The organism is Amycolatopsis bullii, from assembly GCF_014654205.1.
GTDB classification, from domain to species: domain Bacteria; phylum Actinomycetota; class Actinomycetes; order Mycobacteriales; family Pseudonocardiaceae; genus Amycolatopsis; species Amycolatopsis plumensis.
On record NZ_BNAW01000050.1, the window covers coordinates 27,509 to 43,826 of the forward strand.

The following is a 16,318-nucleotide window of genomic DNA, read 5'->3' on the forward strand; positions in this document are numbered from 1 at the left end:
AGGTATGCGGTTGGTCGGCTGCCAGCGGAGTTCGGCTGGCGCGCGGGGCGTGGTGGGTCAGGCAATCCGGCCCGTACCGTGGTCGGATGACTTAGGCCGGAAGGAGATGTCGATCCCGACCTGCAGACGACGGGTGCAGGCGAGTTCTTGGAGCCGGGCCAGCAGGTCTGGGCGCAGGATCAGATCGCAGCCTTCGACCGCTGGGGTGAGCGGCTCGTAATTGCCGTCGTGGACGAGGTGTCCTCGCCATTGGCGGCACACCATCCCCGGGCCGTCGCTATCACTCAAGCTGAAGCCATTGAACGATCCCGACGTCGGGCGCAGGCCGAGTACAGGCAGTAGATAAGGGGCAGGTGCCAGGAGAAGTAGGGGGAGGCCAGGCCCGTTGTTACCGCCGCGGCGCGCGCGCCGACCGCCGTTCGTAAGCGCAGCCGCAGGAAACGCGCCAGCCGGTAGTTGTTGTTCGGCGCGCAACCCGAGCTCATCCCACGGCACGGTCCACAGCTGCCATGGAGCGTCGGTGAACGGCGCGGATCCGGCCGGCGGTGCGGCGTCGACGACCTCCAATCCGGCGACGATGAGGACTTTGCGCTCCGGCTGCGCAGGGTAGCTGCGAGCCGGCGTATGGTGCGCCTCGACCAAGCCGATCTGGAGCCAACCGGCGTGCGGTCCGTCGGCGACTTCAGCCAACGGCGGTGGATCGCCGGGCAGGCTCCTGAGGTGCGCGACGGCTTCGATGCCGGAGGGTGGCCACGCGTCGTCGTTGTCACGTTCAGAGAACCAGGGCGCCGATGTCAGTGACCACGTCAGCGCCTCAGGTCGGGTCGCGGGACGCGGTACTCGGGCGAGCTCCGCGCGAACAGACAGCTGGTCGTCGTCGGTCAAGTAGTCGGTCCAAGCCCGTTCGAAGCGGTGCGGGTCCGTCAGAGCGCCGGTCTGCGCCATCGCCGCACGAAGACCAGCGGCCGCTCGCTGAAGCGAGTCTTCAGCGGCCGCTTCGTCCGCGAAATACGCATCCGGAATGCGCTGGCTTCCCCGACCGCGGAGGCGTTCGAGTTGCTCCCTGAGGAGGTTGTCGGCGTGTTCAGCCAAGGCAACCGCGGTGAGTTCGGTTGCCGCTCGGCCAAGCATCGGGACGTCCTCAAGGACGTGCGCCAGGCGCTCCTGAACGAGGTACTTAGCGACATCTTCGTGGCCGGTAGTCATGGCGATAGCCCATTTTCGGTGTCGGTCGGTGTCTCGATCAGGCGAGGATGGGCGGGTGTCGCTGGAGGTCCGGGCGGTGTATGGCCGGCGTCCGTCAAAATCGAGGCAGCTTCGGTTCGGACGGACAGAAATTCTGTGCCGGTCAAGTCGATCAGCCTGGCGACCAGCCCGTCAGTGAGCGGCCAGTGCTGAGCTTGCTCTCTCAGCACGTTAAGCAGCCAGGTCACCGGTCCGGCGCCGATAGGCGCGCCGAGCACTCGAGTAGCGGCTGCCTGCAGCAGTTCGGGTCTCGTACCGAGCACTGCGGCGGCCACCAATGCGCGTCGCCGGTCTCCACGGTCGGGCAAGGCGACGGTGGCCAGCGCCAAAGTGGCGAGCGCCGAATCGACCTCACCCTGGGTGGCTGACTCCGGTCCGGGGCGGTACGTGCTGGTGCTGAGATCTACTTCCCCCGGTAGGCGGTGCGAGATCACGTCGAATGCTGCATCCCAGCAGGAAAATGGATCAGCGTGTTCCGAGCTGCAGGCATTCGGCCGTCGCGCTGAGAAGGCCGCGACGAGTGCCTGCGTGACGCCGATGGTGTAGTGGTCCTTACCCGAAATGGTCGCGACGACCTCGTCAGCGAGGACGGCGGATGCTGTTCCAGCGTCTAAAGCATGAGCGCGTTCCCACAGATCGAGCCTGCTGCGTCCAGCAAAGGTCAGCCAGCCACCCCGGCCAGGAGTACGAGTGAAGGCGAGGGTGAAAGCGGTGGCGGCCAACCTGTCGAAGCGTTCCGGATCGATCTCCCGGCGCAGCTCGAGACCCTCGGCGATCTCGGTCAAGGCCGCGCTGTCGCGAAGCCGGTCGATCTCTTCGGAAATGCGATGCAGTTGCGCGACAACAACATCGTCGCGCCCCTCGGCAGCAAGCTCGAGCAGGCGCCAACCGAGCGCGGCGACCAAGGAATCGAGAGCCCGGCGACGTGAGTCGGGCCCCGTCTCGCGAGTTGTCATCGCGTGATCGCGCAGCGCGGCCGGGATACCGGCGGCACCGGGGGGTAAAAATGGGCGCTGTCGCGAGCGGACCGCGTCGATCATGGACCGAGCATGGCGCCGGCCGGTGAGCTGGTTCTTGGTCGCCGGCACGTCGAGCGGGAGGGCCACGCCTTCCCCCCCGAGAAGCGTGGCGAGCCGGTCCAGGTCGCGTATCGGTGCAGGGTCAGCGTTCAGCGTGTACCCGAGCTGCTGATCGTCATAAGTGGAGGTGACGGCGTTCGAGATGACGGGCAAGGCGCCGCGGGAGCGGGCCTGGTCATCGTCGGGCAGGTCGGCGAGCCGGGCAAGAAGGGCGGTGTCGCGCTGGAGGTGCCGGCCCTCCGCGCCGGCTGCGATCCTCAACGCGGCGAGTACCACGGCGTCCGCCGTGTCGCTCTGTTCGTCGAGCAGGGCGGTGTGGACCGCGGCCGCACGACTGTCAGGCAGACCGGGCTCGGTGAGCAGGATTTCGGCGGCCATGCTCGCGGCGGCCCGAGGGTCCTGAGCTGTGAGCTGGCGCCACCAGGCAAGCGGTGTGCTAGAGGTGTCGCGGCCATCCGTGCGCGCCGCGACCAGATAAGTGAAGGGTTGGAGGCGGGCCACGCAGCTGTGCGCGCGGCGAGAATCGACGGTGGCGAGCTCCGGCAAGGGATCGAGCAGCTCGTAGATCGTCGGATCTTTATGGCTTCCGTAGGATGCGAGCAGGTGCGAGGCGCGCTCCCAGCACGAATGAGCCTCGCCGACGTCGCCCGCGTCAAGGCTGATCCTCGCCATCTCGAGCTCGAACTCTGCCTCTTGGCCGTAGATCGCGTTCAGGGCGCCACGCTCTTCACGCAGCCGCCGCATGAGAGTGTGAACGGTCGCGGCGCCGGAGTGGTCGACAGTCCGGCTGAGAATTGCCAGCAGATCCGTGGTGTGGAGCGGGCCGGTCGTCGCCATGCCGGACAGCGAAGTGGTCGTGCCGTCACTAATGGCCACGAGCGAACCGAGGGCCGGCTCCAAGTCCTCGCCGGACAGCAGAGCCACGGCGGCCTGGACGGTGTCGTGGACGTGGTGCCGGATGTCCCAAAGATCGCACGCTCGGGGCTTTCCCGTGAACGGCTCGGCGGCCATCGCGAGCTGTTCAATGGCCGTTCGGACCGCAGCCGACGCAGCCTGAGGAGCGACAGCGCCGGCAGCCACGTCCCCGTTTAACCCGAGCAGTGCGATCGTGAAACGCAGCCACGCGCGGTAGAAGCCAACCCCGTCAAGCCGGGGGAGCAATTTTGGCGGTAGTCCGTGATCATGGTGTTGTGCGACAGTAAGCAGATCCAGCCAGTGCCCTATCGCGACCGCCCTGGCTGGGTGTGGATCGCTGAGGATATCGGCGGTTGCGGCTTCGAGCGTCTCCTCGGCTTCCGGCCCGAGGAGCTCGCTGACGATGTCCTCGAGCGGCACACCGAGCCGGAGCATCTGCTGTGGTCGAAGCCCGGGCGCGTCGGCCCAAGCTCGGACGGCGAGTCCGGCAGCGACGTCCGGAGCCGTCGCGAGATCCGCGAGGTGCAAGCGGACCCTCGCCCGCGCGATCGGGTTCTCGACCTGAGGTGCCGCTTCGAACAGGACGTCGTAATCGACGCAGTCGGAGAACACGGTGAGCACCCGATCGAGTGTCGCGTGATCTTCGTCATCGATGATTTCGGCTATACGTTCGGCTGTGAGCTGCTCCTGTTCGTCATCCGCGGAGCGCCGGACTGCGAGCCGTAGATCACCACGCAGAATCGCGACGGAGACATCTGCGTCGCTCTCCTCGCCGTAGGCGACGTTGTCGTTCTGTTGTTCCTCCCAGCCAGCGAGGTAGGCCTCCCACGGCGCGGCCCCACCTGCTCGATCGACTGCCGCGCACAACAGCAACCCCCACCGAGCCTGCATGGTCAGCTCACCGTCGTACAGCAGACCCGCAGCGATCGCGTCCGCGCCGAGCAGGGATACAAGCACGTCACCGTAGCCGGCGACACCGTCGGGAAGGTTGTCGTCGTACGTACCGACGGCTCGCCGGAGCTCGACACATCGGACCAGCAACGGCCAGTCGAGCAAGGCGGCAGCCCGTCGGGCCACGGTGCCCAGAACGGCCGTGAGAGCCGACGGCGGCTGAAAGCCAGCGATCGCCCGGGACACGAAATCGACCTGGACCAAGGCCTTCAGCTCATCGTCACGGCCGAGCTCGGCCAACAGCTCCGGCAGGTGTCGGAAGGACCTCGCGTCGATGAAGAACCCACGCCCCGCCAACCACTCCACCGCGTTCCCACGAGCCGTCGCCAGCATGGTGGCAGGCGTCGCGTTGCGGATGAAGCGGCTGAAACTTTCGTGGTGGATCTTGAGGCCACCAATGCCGGGTTGTCGCGAGACGATCGGCGCGACCGCTGTCAAGGCAGCGTGAATCGGCGCGAGCGGGAAGATCTCCTGCAGTTCTTCAGCCGTTACCGCGAAGTCGCAGACGGCCAGCAGGCTCACGGCCATGCGCTGGTCGATGGTGAGCCCGTCGAAGAGGTACCGGTAATAGGCGTCGAGGTCGTTCGCCGACTCGGGGACGGCTCGCAACCGGCCGAGGGGGTCTGGCCCTTCTGCCTCGCGACACAGATAGGTCGCGTACAGCGCGTTCCCGCGGGAACGCGTGTGGATCAAGTCGACGACGGTTTCGGCGTCCTGACCAGCGTTCGGTAGCAGAACGCCGTGCCGATCCGCTAGCGCGCCGACGTCTTCACGCGTCAACGGTGAGGCGGTGATCGACCGGCCGTCGAGTGAGGCCAGATGCTCGCCGGGCTGGCTGGCGACCAGCAGAACGACGTTCGCCGGGAGATCCACCGTGACCAGCTCGTCGACGAGAGCACGCGCCGGGTCGGTCGCGACATGGAACGCGGAACCGGTGACTTGGCCGAGCACACGGGTGACATGGTCAAGTCCGTCGACGATCAGCAGGATCGGACGATCCGCAATGGCGCTCCGGACTCCCCTGAGTGCTGCGCCGAGCGCCTCACTCGTGGCCGCGAACCGGGGCCGGAGGTTTCGGAAGAAAGAGGGGCAGACGGCCTCCAACTGCCGGAGCAGGCTGCCGATGACGACCTCGGAGAGGACACGGCTGTCGCGTTCGGCGTCCTCTGAGCCCAGCCAGCAGTGGTGCCGTGCCACGATCCACTCCGGGCGGAGTTCGCCGGCCACCTGTTCGCACAACCACGACTTGCCGGCTCCCGGATCTCCGGTGAGCAGCAGCACGCCACCCTCGCCGGAGATGCCTTTCGCTGTCTCCATGAGGGCGGAGAGCACGTCCGGGCGCATGATCGCGACGGCCGGATCGACCGGATTGCCTTCTTGGACGGCGCCGAAGTCGACGACCAACCCCATCCGCGGCCTCAACCAGGTCAAGGTGACGGTCCCGGTTCCGCTGCGCGCGGCCTTCGCCGCCTCGATGAGCGATAGCGCGACCTCAATAGGGGACACGTCGCGGTTCGGCGGACGCCCCGCGCCGAGTTCGGCGGAGACGCGGCGCAGCAGCACTGCCTCGACCGGGCCGGGGGAGTGGATGTCCAGCGAGATCCCCGGCATATTTACGTCCACGACCAGCTGGGCGCACGCGCGCCGCACGAGGTCCTCGCTCGTGCCGACTAGCTTCCTGCTCCAGCGGGGGTGACCGAGCAGCGCCTCGGCGTCGAACTTCATCCGGGTACTGGGCACGCCGGAGAACGCGGGTCCTGGGTCGTTGCTGGGGGAGACAGGAGTGAGCACCGCAGTCAGGTCGGAATCTTCCGGCTCGATGTCAGTCAAGACAAGCCGGTACTCGGTGTCCGGATGATCCCGTAAGTCCTGATCGAGAGACGCGAAGAGCAAGTCCACCCGCAAGCTCCGCCGCTCGGTGGTGAAGGTCTCCACAGTCAGCGCGCGCTCTTCGACGGAGTGCTTGATCTGAATCCGCTTCCGGGATCCGTCGCGGCTCTTACGTGTCACGTCGTCGAACCGGTCGCCGTCGAACAGCTTGGTGTCGACGACCACTTCGTCTGCCTCGCCGAGGGCGACATCGACAAGGTAGATCGCTGTTAACGCGTCCTGGTACGCGTAGCCGCGGTGGGTCGGCCGCAGATCCACGGCATCTCCTCCTCGGCTGGGAACGTGCTCGTCCACAGTATGCGGACGGTGTCCGGCATCTCGCTGTGGTGTGCGGATGGCTCCCCGGCGTCCGTGTTCTTAGACTCGGCCGGAGTCACTGCCGACTTCAGGAGGCACCATGCCTGACGCGCCCGCCCTGCCGAGCTACGCCTCGGGGATCTCCGAGACCCCGCTTCTGGGTGACACGATCGGTGACAACTTCGACCGCACGGTCGCCGCGTTCCCGGATCAGGACGCGCTGGTGGACCGGTACGCTGGCCGCCGGTGGACCTATCGGGATCTCGCGGCCGAGGTGAACGCTGTAGCGCTCGGGCTGCTGTCGTTGGGGATCGACAAGGGTGACCGGGTGGGGATCTGGTCGCCGAACCGGTGGGAGTGGACCTGCGTTCAGTACGCGACCGCGAAGATCGGCGCGATCCTGGTCAATATCAACCCGGCTTACCGGTCGCACGAGCTGGAGTTCGTGCTCAACCAGTCCGGGGTGAAGTTGCTGGTGGCGTCGGACGCGTTCAAGACGTCGGACTACCCGGCGATGGTCGAGGAGGTCCGGGAGAAGTGTGCCGCGTTGGAGCACGTCGTGATCCTGGGTGGCGAGAGCTGGCAGGCGCTGGTGGACGCCGGCTGGCAGGGCGATCCGGCGGTGCTGGCCGAGAAGCAGGCCGCGTTGTCCCCGGACGACCCGATCAACATCCAGTACACCTCGGGCACCACGGGCTTCCCCAAGGGCGCGACCCTGAGTCACCACAACATCTTGAACAACGGGTTCTTCGTCGGCGAGCTGTGTGACTATGATTACAATGATCGTGTTTGCATATGTGTTCCCTTCTACCAGTGAAGTTGCAGGTTCAAGTGGATTGTTCGCTCCGTTTGTCCTTGCGGAGGGGATGGCGAGACCCCTCTCCGTGTTGACCTATCGCGGCTCTGTATGGGCTCGGCGGAGCGGTTAATCCGCCGGGCGTCGCCAATACGAACGCGGAGATGAGTCGATCGGCAGTCTCGCTCTACTGCGTCTTGGCCAGCCACGGCGGATGCCCTTCTGTGGTGCGTACGCCACAGCGACGCGCCGTGTACCGCGCCAATCTGGTAGCGTCTCGCCTGCGGCAGGCTGGACGTCTGGGTAAAGTAGCCCCCTCCCAGAAACAGCGTTCAACCAACGAAAGTCGTGCTAAGGCAGATTCGGGCCCCTTAGCTTGTCCGGTGGAAACGCCGACCAGGCTTTGGCGTTCGCTTTGTCAGCCTGGTCGAGCAGGCAGACGGGGTGGATGCATGGCTGGTGTAGCCGAATTGGTGGCGATCCTCGCGGGTAGTGGTGCAGCACTTGGGGCTATGACGCACCCGCTGTTTAGGTGGTTGACAGCCAGGACGCTCACCGCAAAGGCGCGTCCGGAGGATGTACCCCGGATCGCTGAAGCCCTTCACCCGCCGATGCAGCTGCGACTCAACCGGTCCACTCAGGTGGAGGCGGTGTCCGGCCCGAGTTTGTCCGACGAGCCAGACGCTGCCACCTAGTCTTTCTTGCTCTTGGTGTGTACACCAAGTCGCCCGTCGCCTGCCGCGGGAAGCCTTTTGTGGTGTGCACTCCACGCGGGGCCGTGCTCAGCCACCGGCTCGCAGCGTCCGGCTTCCCGTCGGGCACCACGATGCGGCAAGCAGCGCCGGGGATGCCGAGGCCGCCGTAACGATTGGCGAGACCGAGGATCGCGGCGGGAGCGGCTTTGAACGCGGCCAACCCCGTCTCCAGTTGGGCCTTGCCCATGACCGGCACACCGTCGCCAGCCAGACGTCGTGCCGGCCCAGATCACCGAGCCGGTTCGCGAGGTCAAACCGGGCCTGTCCTGCGGGGCCTGCCGCGCCTGCTGTCGCGGTGAAGACCAGAACTGCAACGACTACACGTGCAATTGAGGGCATCTCTGGCACCGTCGGGCTCGGTGCCTGCCTGGTCGCGCTCGCGCTGGGCCGCACCCGTGTCCTCGGTACCGGCCGCAACGTCGCCCTGCTGGCCGACGTCAAGGCGATTGCGCCGGACCGCATCGACGTCGACACCGTCAGCATCGGCGACCTGCGCACCTGGGGCGTCTTGAACCCACGGCGTCAAGCTAGGGTTCGGGAGATGCAGCAACCACCGCCTCCGACCATCGTGGTCAATCCGCCGGTTCCGGATGTAATCGTCAATCCGCCTCCCTCGCCCTCCACAGCGCAGACCGTGATCACCCTGATCCTGCCTGTCCTCTCGGCGATTCTCGCTGCCGTGGCGACGCACGTCTTCGCCCAACAACGGGCCAAGGCCGATGCCGCCGACTCTCGACGGCGCGAGGAGCTTGGTTACGCAGCTGCGATGTTGGCCGCAGCGATACCCTGGGTCCGGGCAGCCGAATACTGCGTTCAGTACATGGCTCTGAAGGTCCACGACGAAGGACTGGCGGAGATTGTGGCCCGTCACACGGAGAAACTGAACGTCGCCGACAGGGAGTTCCTTATTGCGAGAACTACCGCAAAATTGGCTATTGGGAACGTCGCGGTCATGGAATGTATCAAGAAAATCCAAGACAGCTATGACAGCTTCACGGAGAGGTTCGATCAAGCGCGACGTGGGCTTGGCGTGAAGGACAACGTCGCGGAGTGCCGACGCTTTCGGGAGCTACTCGACCAGATGAACAGCGCTGTTGCAGCTAACTACGCTCCAAAGGTCAAACTCGGTCGATCGGGTAAATGACGTGGTCGTCAGGCGGCCAGCGCAGCGTCGATCGGTCGGGCTCGTCAGCTGGCCATCCTGGTTTTTGGCTCGGTTGTCCGAGTGCACTGCCGGTTTAGTATGTGTGATTGAGGGGTTTCCGTTGGGGTGGAGAGGAATTCTTGGTGTTGCTGCCGAGCCTCGATCCAGCAGACCTGCAGGACTCGGTTATCACGGTGACGGCGTCGGTCGGCGCCGCGATATTCCCCGATCATGGGTCCAACCTGACCACGGTGCTGCTGGCTGTCGACGACGCGGTCTACCGTTCCAAGGACCGCGGCCGGGACCAGATCGTCACTGCCTCGACCCACTAGCGCTGGCTGACCGGACGAGACGCGCGGGTCCTCGCTGCTAGCGAACAGGTGCACGAGACCCTCTTCGGTGACCTTGCGCGGGTGGTCGGGGGGCGATCAGCGCGCAGCGTCACCACCCCACCAGCCACCGTGTCGGTCCGGCGTGGCGGCGCGTGGGAGTTGAAGGTGCTCAACGCCGCCTAGGCACGGTCCACCGTCACACTGCCGCCTGGCCCTGCCGACCTTCAACGCCTCATCGAACCGGGGGATCGACGACAGTGAATACAACTACGGGCCGCAGTTCCTAGGGGCGGCTACTTACCACTCTTAGATGCTGGGTCCTCTGTCGAGCTGTCACGGTGGTCCCGGCGACGCCCCCGAAGTTCACCGTCTTCGCCAACCCAAAGACATGCCTGTTGAACTCTTCGTAGGTCAGCTTCGTGTCCTCAATGATCGCCCTGGCCCCTGTACCGTTGGATCGGAGGTGTGCCAGCACCTTCTCGAGCACTTGGGATGACTCGGGGACGAGGTGGCTGCCGGGTTCGCTGCGCCGGTAGCCACGCTTGGCCAGCTCGACGCACGTGCTGCGGTAGCCCCACTCGGTAAGCAGCCCCAGTTCGCTGAGGCGGTGGGCAAGCGCCATGGCGGACACGCGCCATCGACGACTGGCTTCGATGAGTTGGTCGGGGCTGGCGTTGCGGAGGTTGTGGGCAAGGACATCGGCTCGGGGCATCAGGAACGCAGCGGCAAATCGGTCGGCCTGGCGTTCGGCTTCCCGACTCTGGACCCGTTCCCGACCTTGGTGCATGACGAGGTGTCCGAGTTCATGGGCTGCATCGAAACGCTGCCGTTCCGCGGTCTTCCCGGTGTCGATGAAGACGAACGGCTCACTCTCGATGTACAGGGAGAACGCATCGACGTCCCGCACTTCTTGCACCAATGAGAAGACCCGTACGCCGTGTGCCTCGAGAAGATGGATCATGTTGGGAATCGGCCGTTGGTCGAGGTCCCATTGGCTGCGAACCCGCAGGGCGAGGGTCTCGACGTCGTGCAGTGTGGCATCGACGGGCAAGTTGAGCGACGGAACGTCGGGTGCAGGCAGCCGGTAGCGCGCGGAGATCCAAGTTGCGATCTCTCGGGCGATGCCGCCGGCTGCGAGCACGGCTTCACGTCGGAAGGCCGGGGTCTTGGTCAACGCGCGGAAGCTGACCGCTTCGACTGGGATCGGTTCGATTTCCGGCTGTGTGAAGAACTCGACCGGGAGCCGGAGTGCCTCGGCCAGGCGGTCGAGACACTCCGGAGTCGGGTCTTGATGCTCTTTTTCCCAGCGGTTGATCGTCTGTGGGCTCAGGTCCGTCATGCGGCCGAGCTCGGCCAGAGTCAAGCCGCGCAGCTTGCGCGCCAGCGTGAGGCGTGACGGTGAGACGGACACGCGAGAACTCCGCTCCTGAGCACTAGATGGGTTGGACGTCGATGTCTGGTCCGGTGTCCAGATCGTCGTCCGGTGTGATGATCACACTAGTGTCGGCGCGCGTGTAGGGCAGCGGTGGCAGCGGAATTTGCTGATGGTACTTCGTGATCTTGTTGTCAAGGCGTTCAGCCGGCCGGGACAGCTCGGAGTACAGGACGCCGTCGCGGTAGGAGTACATGAACAGCCACAGCTCGGGACGGTCCGGGAACGCCGCCGCCGACTTGCCGGCGTTGATGACGTCGAACAGCGGCGCGGTGTGCGGAACCTCGTCGATCAGGTCACTCAGAACGCTGCGCAACCGGGTTTTCGGACTGGGCGTTCGGCCGAACAGGCCGGTGTTGTCATCACCGGCACGCACCACGACGTAGAAGGTCCTCGACGGGTGCCACGTGCGGGACAGTCCGTCGACCTCGTCCAGATCCCAGCCAGTCTGTTCCCGGAAGCTGACCACCGCCTCGCTCCACTGGTCCTGACCAGGCGTCTGCGCGGGCGCTAGCCGACTCGTCGCATCCCGCTTACGCTGGCTGCTCTCGACCACACGATGTAGCAGGTCGACCGTGAGGTCGCGCGGTTCGAGCTGCTGGTTGGCCCAGGCCAGCCACGCGTCCAGGTCATCGGGATCCGGCAGGGCATGTGCGTGGGTCAAGCGGCCTCCTCAGAGTCAAGGCGACTATAGAGCACACCTCGATCGAGGTCGCATTTATTGCTGACTCCGGCGAGTCGCTGCAGCTGGCTCTCACGGAGGCCTCCACACTGGCTCCAGTACCTGTGTATATTTACCCTAGAAGTCAGGGGTAAAAGTCAGGAGTAAGTAGTGTTGGCAGGGATGACTCCGGGGACACAGCTGTCTCGTCCGGAGATCCACAAGCGGTTCGGCGGCAGGCCGCAGAGCGGGATCAGTCCCTCCAGTCGTGCCAACGTGGTCATGTTCTTCGTCACCCTGTCCCCGCGCCCGGACTCCTCCGGCTTCGACGGGTGGGGGACCGATGGCTTCGTCCACTACACAGGCGAGGGCCAAGGCGGTGACCAGCAGTTCACCCAGGGAAACAAGGCCATCCTGAACCACCGGCGCGACGGCCGAACCCTTGAAGGCTTCGCGATCGGCCGGTCCGGCGCCACGTATCTAGGCGAGTTCCAGTACGCCGGCCACTATCGGGTCGATGCCCCGGACGAGATCAACACCCACCTGCTGCGCCAGCTCATCGTCTTCCAGCTGAAGCCACTCGGCGAACTGCCCATCGACCTCCCCAAAGCTGCTTATGTGCCCGCCACCGGCCCGGTCCTGGAAGAAGCTCGCTTCATCCCTCGAACGGGACAGCGCCTTCGACGCAGCACCCGCGCGGAGAGAGCCGAACTGGTCGATCAGTACATGCTCCATCTCGAACGAGCCGGACATGACGTCCGCACCCTGCGCATACTTCCGCCGGGAGAAGCGCAACCGTTCGCCCCGATTCTGTGGAACCGCACCAGCCGCGAACTGGTCGACGTGAGGGTCCAGGTGACCCGTGATCAGGTGCGCAACGGGATCGGCACCTTGCTCGACGGCGCACGCTTCGTCGAGGCCGAGAGCCTGGCACTGCTCGTGCCGACACGGCCTCGTCCTGACCTGTTGGAGTTGCTCGCCCGGGTCGGCATCACGGCGGTCTACCAGGACGACGACGGCTGGGTCCGCGTCGAGCCTGCCGAAGTACCCAACTTCGGCCACGTCCCGTCCACACAAGCGCAGAACCTCCAGCCGTGAGCACCGGCCGAGACCAACACGGAGAGGGGTGTACCTCATGGTCGTGATCGCGATCGTGGTCTGCGTTGGCGTCCTGGCCCTCGCCGCCCTTGGATGTTGGCTTGTGGTCCGGCTCGACCACAACGCCAAGCTGCGCTCTCTACAAATCAACGCGCGAGCCGAGAAACGCGTTGATCTCAAGTTTCGCCTTGAACGCGATACCAGCACCCCAACCACATCCCACCGGGGACCATCGGAACTCACCATCTCTGATGGCCGACGGCCTTTGGATCCTGCTCCGGCTGCGCTCACGCGGGCTGCCGAGGAGTAGGACACTCGCTGCACAGGCTGGCCTCGGCGAGCCCGCGGAGATGATGATCGCGCCGGCGCCGAGCGGGGACCGTCCCCAGCATCGTGTGGCAGTCCACCTGCTGCCGGGCGGCTGGTGCCACGTTCTGCACGAACCAGGCCGCCGACGATGCCGCAAGCGGACGGCCTGGCGATTGATGCCGGCTTGCAGGGCGACCCCGCAGTGCTGGCATCTCTATCCCGTGGCCCAGACACTGAGCGCGAAGCTGGTTCGCCCGAAGGTGTTGCGGCCCTCGTGAACTCCCAGTTGGCGCCGCCTTCTCCTGGCTCGACCTAGATGCATTCGATCCAAGCAGGGCGCCGGTGCCAGGAGGGATCGCACCCGCCGACCTGCTAACCAATCAGCTCCGTCTCGTCGCGATCGTTGTCGGACTGAATGCAGGGATCATCGTGACAAGCATTCCGGCGTAGCGGAGTTTCGTGATCGAGTAGTGCCGGGCTGGCCGCGGTGGCTTCGGCGGCCTGCCGGAGAAGCAGGTTGGCTTCGTGGTGGTCTCCGGCTTGGTGACGAAGCCAAGCCAACATGATCAGCGCATTCGGGTCCCAGCCGGTTGCGGCGACCCGAAGCAGCCGCTCGGCTCGAGCCAGGTCTCCATTCAACTCCGCGACCCGCGCGGCGCGAACCAGCGCCGAGCCGGCGCCCGGATCGTCGCCGTGCCGCTGATCGGGCACGTACAGGTCGAGATCGGGCAGCCGGACATAGGCGTCGTCTGCGCCGGGACAGCCGAATGGCTGTAAGATCCGCTCGATCTTCAGGGCTTCGTACCGCACGTCCCGGCGGCTGAGGTACTGGCGCCGAGGGTCCGTGCGCTCGTCGCCCCTCGTGTTCCAGATTGCCCACTGAACCCGCCCTAGCAGTTGCCGCGCCGTGCCATTCCAGCCGTTGCCGACGAGGCCGCCTGGCGTCCGCAGTGATTCGAAAGCACCGGACACGCAGGGCCAGGGCGTCAGATCGGTGGTGAACGCGTCGCACGCAGTCTGCAGGAGCGCGGGCATTGGTCGCTGTGACGTCCAGCTCCACCGGCTGCCCGGCTGAAATCGGAACTCGAGGGAGCAGGGCTCGGCGGGTTTGGGATCGTGTTGCTGACTTTCCGACGGTTCGGGGAGTTCCGTCCGGGACAGCTCGCCGTGATCGTGGTGCATCCGGGCGATCAGCCAGTCGTAGATCGGCGTTGTTACCGCGGCGGTCGACACGTCAGTCTTCTGCGTCAGCTCGACCTGAATTTCGGCGAGTCGGTCATCGCGTTCGTCCTGGGCGGCGTCGCGCCGCTGAGGGATGGAATCGAGGACCTCGGCGCAGATCTGGAGCAGAGGCTCGGCTTCCTCGATGTCGCTGTCCACTGCGATGCGCAGCCACCGCAGCGCCTTGGCGTGGTTGTCGTGCATCGTCTCCCAGACCCCGATCTCGAAGGCCCGGTATGCGACGACGGTGTCGTCGACCATCGTGCGCAGGACCCGGCCGTGAGCGGCGATCTCGGCGGCGTCCGCGGCCCTGGCAGCGGCGATGAGGTTGTCGACGTCGAACCGGCGATCGCCGCCGTGACCGGTGTCGGGCGTCGTGGGGGTCACTGGTGCACCTCCGGCAGGGTCGGGTATCCGTTCAGATAGGGGGATTTCCGCAGTTTCGCCAAGCCACGGGCCTGGGCGTTCTTGACGTCGGAGACCGTGCATGCCATGAACGCGGCGACGGTCTTGATGTCCAGGTCGAGGCCGAAGCGCAGCAGGAGGATCTCCTGCTGGCGCACGGGCAACGCCCGCAGCGCCATGATCACGTTGGTGGTGGTGAACAGCCCGTCGATGCCGGGCAGGAACTCCGGCATGTCCTTCACCTGCTCGGCGGTCAGCTCAGCCAGATCGGCGCTGTCAATCAAGGCGATTTTCGGCCGGCCGCGGCGTCGGAACTCGTCGATCGTCCGGCGCCGTGCGGTGGCGAACAGCAGGAACTCCGGGTTGTTGAGCGCGCCTTCGCGCTCCCAGGTCCGGATGAGCTCGATCAGGCACTGCTGGACGATATCCTCGGCGGTGCCGTCGGTGAGCCCCATCTGCCGCACGATGGCCACCGCCTTCCCGAGGTGGTCGCCGACGACGGTTGCGATCGCGGCCCGGCAGAAGGGGATATCCGGTTGGTCGTCGTCGGTCACGTGTGCTCCGCGGGCAGCGCCGGTACTGCCCCAACCGTGATCGACCAGTCGCCGGCCGGGTCTCGGCTGACTACCCGCGCATTGCCGCCAGAGCGGATCATGACCTGCGCGACCGCGTTGATCGCATCGTTGCGTTCGCGGGCCATCGCCCGGGCTGTGCGAAGACGCACCACGTCGAGCAGCACGCGCGCCACGCTACGCGGGCGTGGGATCCGGATGAAATCCGTGTCCGAGGGGTCCCAGTCCATGATCGGCCTCCTTCCTGTCGATGGTGATACCGACGTGGCCCCCGCCCGAGAATCACTTTCGGAAAAGAATCTTGGACCAGTTCTGTTTTGCCTGATTAGCTCCGCTCTCCTGCAGAACCGGGTGGACGACGGCAGTAGAGTCCGCGCTCCGAGCGGGGTCTCCCGGTCTGCCCTCCGAGCGATCGGCGGCGAACGTGGTGTCCGGTTCCGTCGATGCTGTCGGTGCCGGTAGCAGCTCATGCCGGTCCGGCTGTGGCTCAGGGCTGCAGCTCGCGCGTGCGAGCCATGGCTGGCCAGGCCGTGCAGAGCGCTGACCTGCGCGAAGTCTTGCAGCTCGGCCGCAGGTGGACCTATCGGGATCTCGCGGCGGAGGTGAACGCTGTCGCGCTCGGGCTGCTCTCCCTCGGGATCGACAAGGGTGACCGGGTGGGGATTTGGTCGCCGAACCGGTGGGAGTGGACCTGCGTCCACCAGACCAGGCTTCGTCCATGAGCGGAACAATCGTGATGCAACTACCCCGAGAACTGCAGCGCGGCATACATTGGACCCAATAACGGATGGATCACTCCGTTTATCCGGTAAGATTCATTGGTAGAACGGAACACATATGCAAACACGATTATTGTGATCGTAGTCACACAGTTCGCCGACGAAGAAGCCGTTGTTCAGGATGTTGTGATGGCTGAGCGTGGCTCCCTTCGGGAAGCCCGTCGTGCCCGAGGTGTACTGGATGTTGATCGGGTCATCCGGAGACAGCGCAGCCTGCTTCTCGGCCAGCACCGCGGGATCGCCCTGCCAGCCAGCGTCGCTCAAGGCCTGCCAGCTCTCGCCGCCCAGGATCACGACGTGCTCCAGCGCGGCGCACTTCTCTCGAACCTCCTCGACCATGGCCGGATAGTCCGATGGGAGCGATGTCCTCGTGCCGGTGCGTCGACCGTGAATGCCTTGCCACCCCGAGCTCGCCTGCTGTCGTGGTGGCACGGTGA

Annotated in this window: 11 protein-coding genes and 3 pseudogenes; 6 read left to right on the forward strand and 8 right to left on the reverse strand. The window is 65.7% G+C overall.

From position 1 onward, the window contains the following. Nucleotides 1–57: 57 nt before the first annotated feature. Complete coding sequence (locus IE317_RS36425) at nucleotides 58–1,206, reverse strand: hypothetical protein (RefSeq protein WP_191315913.1); 1,149 nt, start codon at nucleotides 1,204–1,206, stop codon at nucleotides 58–60. Further along, a complete protein-coding gene (locus tag IE317_RS36430; RefSeq protein ID WP_191315914.1) occupies nucleotides 1,203–6,338 on the reverse strand; it encodes an AAA family ATPase in 5,136 nt (1,711 codons plus the stop codon). The genes IE317_RS36425 and IE317_RS36430 overlap by 4 nt, the downstream gene beginning before the upstream one ends. A gap of 139 nt (nucleotides 6,339–6,477) precedes the next feature. Between IE317_RS36430 and IE317_RS36435 the strand changes: the two are divergent. The 3 genes and pseudogenes from IE317_RS36435 to IE317_RS36445 form a co-directional block, all read left to right on the forward strand. Beyond that, nucleotides 6,478–7,188, forward strand: a pseudogene (locus IE317_RS36435) (AMP-binding protein); the annotation flags it as partial. Nucleotides 7,189–8,223: 1,035 nt separating this feature from the next. Further along, the gene (locus tag IE317_RS36440; RefSeq protein WP_191315915.1) at nucleotides 8,224–9,072 is read left to right on the forward strand and encodes a hypothetical protein; all 849 of its coding nucleotides are present in this window, start codon (nucleotides 8,224–8,226) and stop codon (nucleotides 9,070–9,072) included. Nucleotides 9,073–9,215: 143 nt separating this feature from the next. Further along, nucleotides 9,216–9,404, forward strand: coding sequence for a diguanylate cyclase domain-containing protein (locus tag IE317_RS36445; RefSeq protein WP_229903081.1), 189 nt, complete (start codon nucleotides 9,216–9,218; stop codon nucleotides 9,402–9,404). Between the two features lie 283 nt (nucleotides 9,405–9,687). Here the strand turns inward: IE317_RS36445 and IE317_RS36450 are convergent, their stop codons facing one another. Together IE317_RS36450 and IE317_RS36455 are read right to left on the reverse strand one after the other, a co-directional pair. Then, on the reverse strand, nucleotides 9,688–10,815 hold the full coding sequence (locus IE317_RS36450; RefSeq protein ID WP_191315917.1) for a helix-turn-helix domain-containing protein: 1,128 nt from the start codon (nucleotides 10,813–10,815) through the stop codon (nucleotides 9,688–9,690). Nucleotides 10,816–10,837: 22 nt separating this feature from the next. After that, on the reverse strand, nucleotides 10,838–11,500 hold the full coding sequence (locus IE317_RS36455) for a hypothetical protein (RefSeq protein ID WP_191315918.1): 663 nt from the start codon (nucleotides 11,498–11,500) through the stop codon (nucleotides 10,838–10,840). Nucleotides 11,501–11,773: 273 nt separating this feature from the next. Here IE317_RS36455 and IE317_RS36460 point away from each other — a divergent pair, with 273 nt between their 5' ends. Both IE317_RS36460 and IE317_RS36465 read left to right on the forward strand, forming a co-directional pair. Then, a complete protein-coding gene (locus IE317_RS36460) occupies nucleotides 11,774–12,595 on the forward strand; it encodes a hypothetical protein (protein WP_229903082.1) in 822 nt (273 codons plus the stop codon). A gap of 37 nt (nucleotides 12,596–12,632) precedes the next feature. Then, nucleotides 12,633–12,905 (forward strand): hypothetical protein, encoded by a 273-nt coding sequence (locus IE317_RS36465; protein WP_191315920.1) that lies wholly within the window; start codon nucleotides 12,633–12,635, stop codon nucleotides 12,903–12,905. A gap of 371 nt (nucleotides 12,906–13,276) precedes the next feature. Here the strand turns inward: IE317_RS36465 and IE317_RS36470 are convergent, their stop codons facing one another. The 3 genes from IE317_RS36470 to IE317_RS36480 are packed head-to-tail and all read right to left on the reverse strand — an operon-like array spanning nucleotide 13,277 to nucleotide 15,332. Continuing rightward, nucleotides 13,277–14,512, reverse strand: coding sequence for a tetratricopeptide repeat protein (locus IE317_RS36470; RefSeq protein WP_191315921.1), 1,236 nt, complete (start codon nucleotides 14,510–14,512; stop codon nucleotides 13,277–13,279). Then, the gene (locus tag IE317_RS36475) at nucleotides 14,509–15,084 is read right to left on the reverse strand and encodes an RNA polymerase sigma factor (protein ID WP_191315922.1); all 576 of its coding nucleotides are present in this window, start codon (nucleotides 15,082–15,084) and stop codon (nucleotides 14,509–14,511) included. Before IE317_RS36475 ends, IE317_RS36470 begins: the two co-directional genes overlap by 4 nt. Further along, nucleotides 15,081–15,332, reverse strand: coding sequence for a hypothetical protein (locus IE317_RS36480; protein ID WP_191315923.1), 252 nt, complete (start codon nucleotides 15,330–15,332; stop codon nucleotides 15,081–15,083). Before IE317_RS36480 ends, IE317_RS36475 begins: the two co-directional genes overlap by 4 nt. A gap of 285 nt (nucleotides 15,333–15,617) precedes the next feature. On the opposite strand from IE317_RS36480, the pseudogene IE317_RS44815 reads away from it, so the two are divergent. After that, nucleotides 15,618–15,800 (forward strand): annotated as a pseudogene (locus IE317_RS44815) (AMP-binding protein); the annotation flags it as partial. A 123-nt stretch (nucleotides 15,801–15,923) separates the two neighbouring features. Here IE317_RS44815 and IE317_RS36490 read toward each other — a convergent pair. Continuing rightward, nucleotides 15,924–16,235, reverse strand: a pseudogene (locus IE317_RS36490) (AMP-binding protein); the annotation flags it as partial. Between the last annotated feature and the right edge of the window lie 83 nt (nucleotides 16,236–16,318).

What these genes read in the sequence shown, in the direction of transcription:
- IE317_RS36465 (WP_191315920.1), top strand. Translation starts at nt 12,633, where the DNA reads ATGGTCGTGATCGCGATCGTGGTCTGCGTTGGCGTCCTGGCCCTCGCC.
- IE317_RS36480 (WP_191315923.1), bottom strand. Translation starts at nt 15,332, where the DNA reads ATGGACTGGGACCCCTCGGACACGGATTTCATCCGGATCCCACGCCCG.
- IE317_RS36425 (WP_191315913.1), bottom strand. Translation starts at nt 1,206, where the DNA reads ATGACTACCGGCCACGAAGATGTCGCTAAGTACCTCGTTCAGGAGCGC.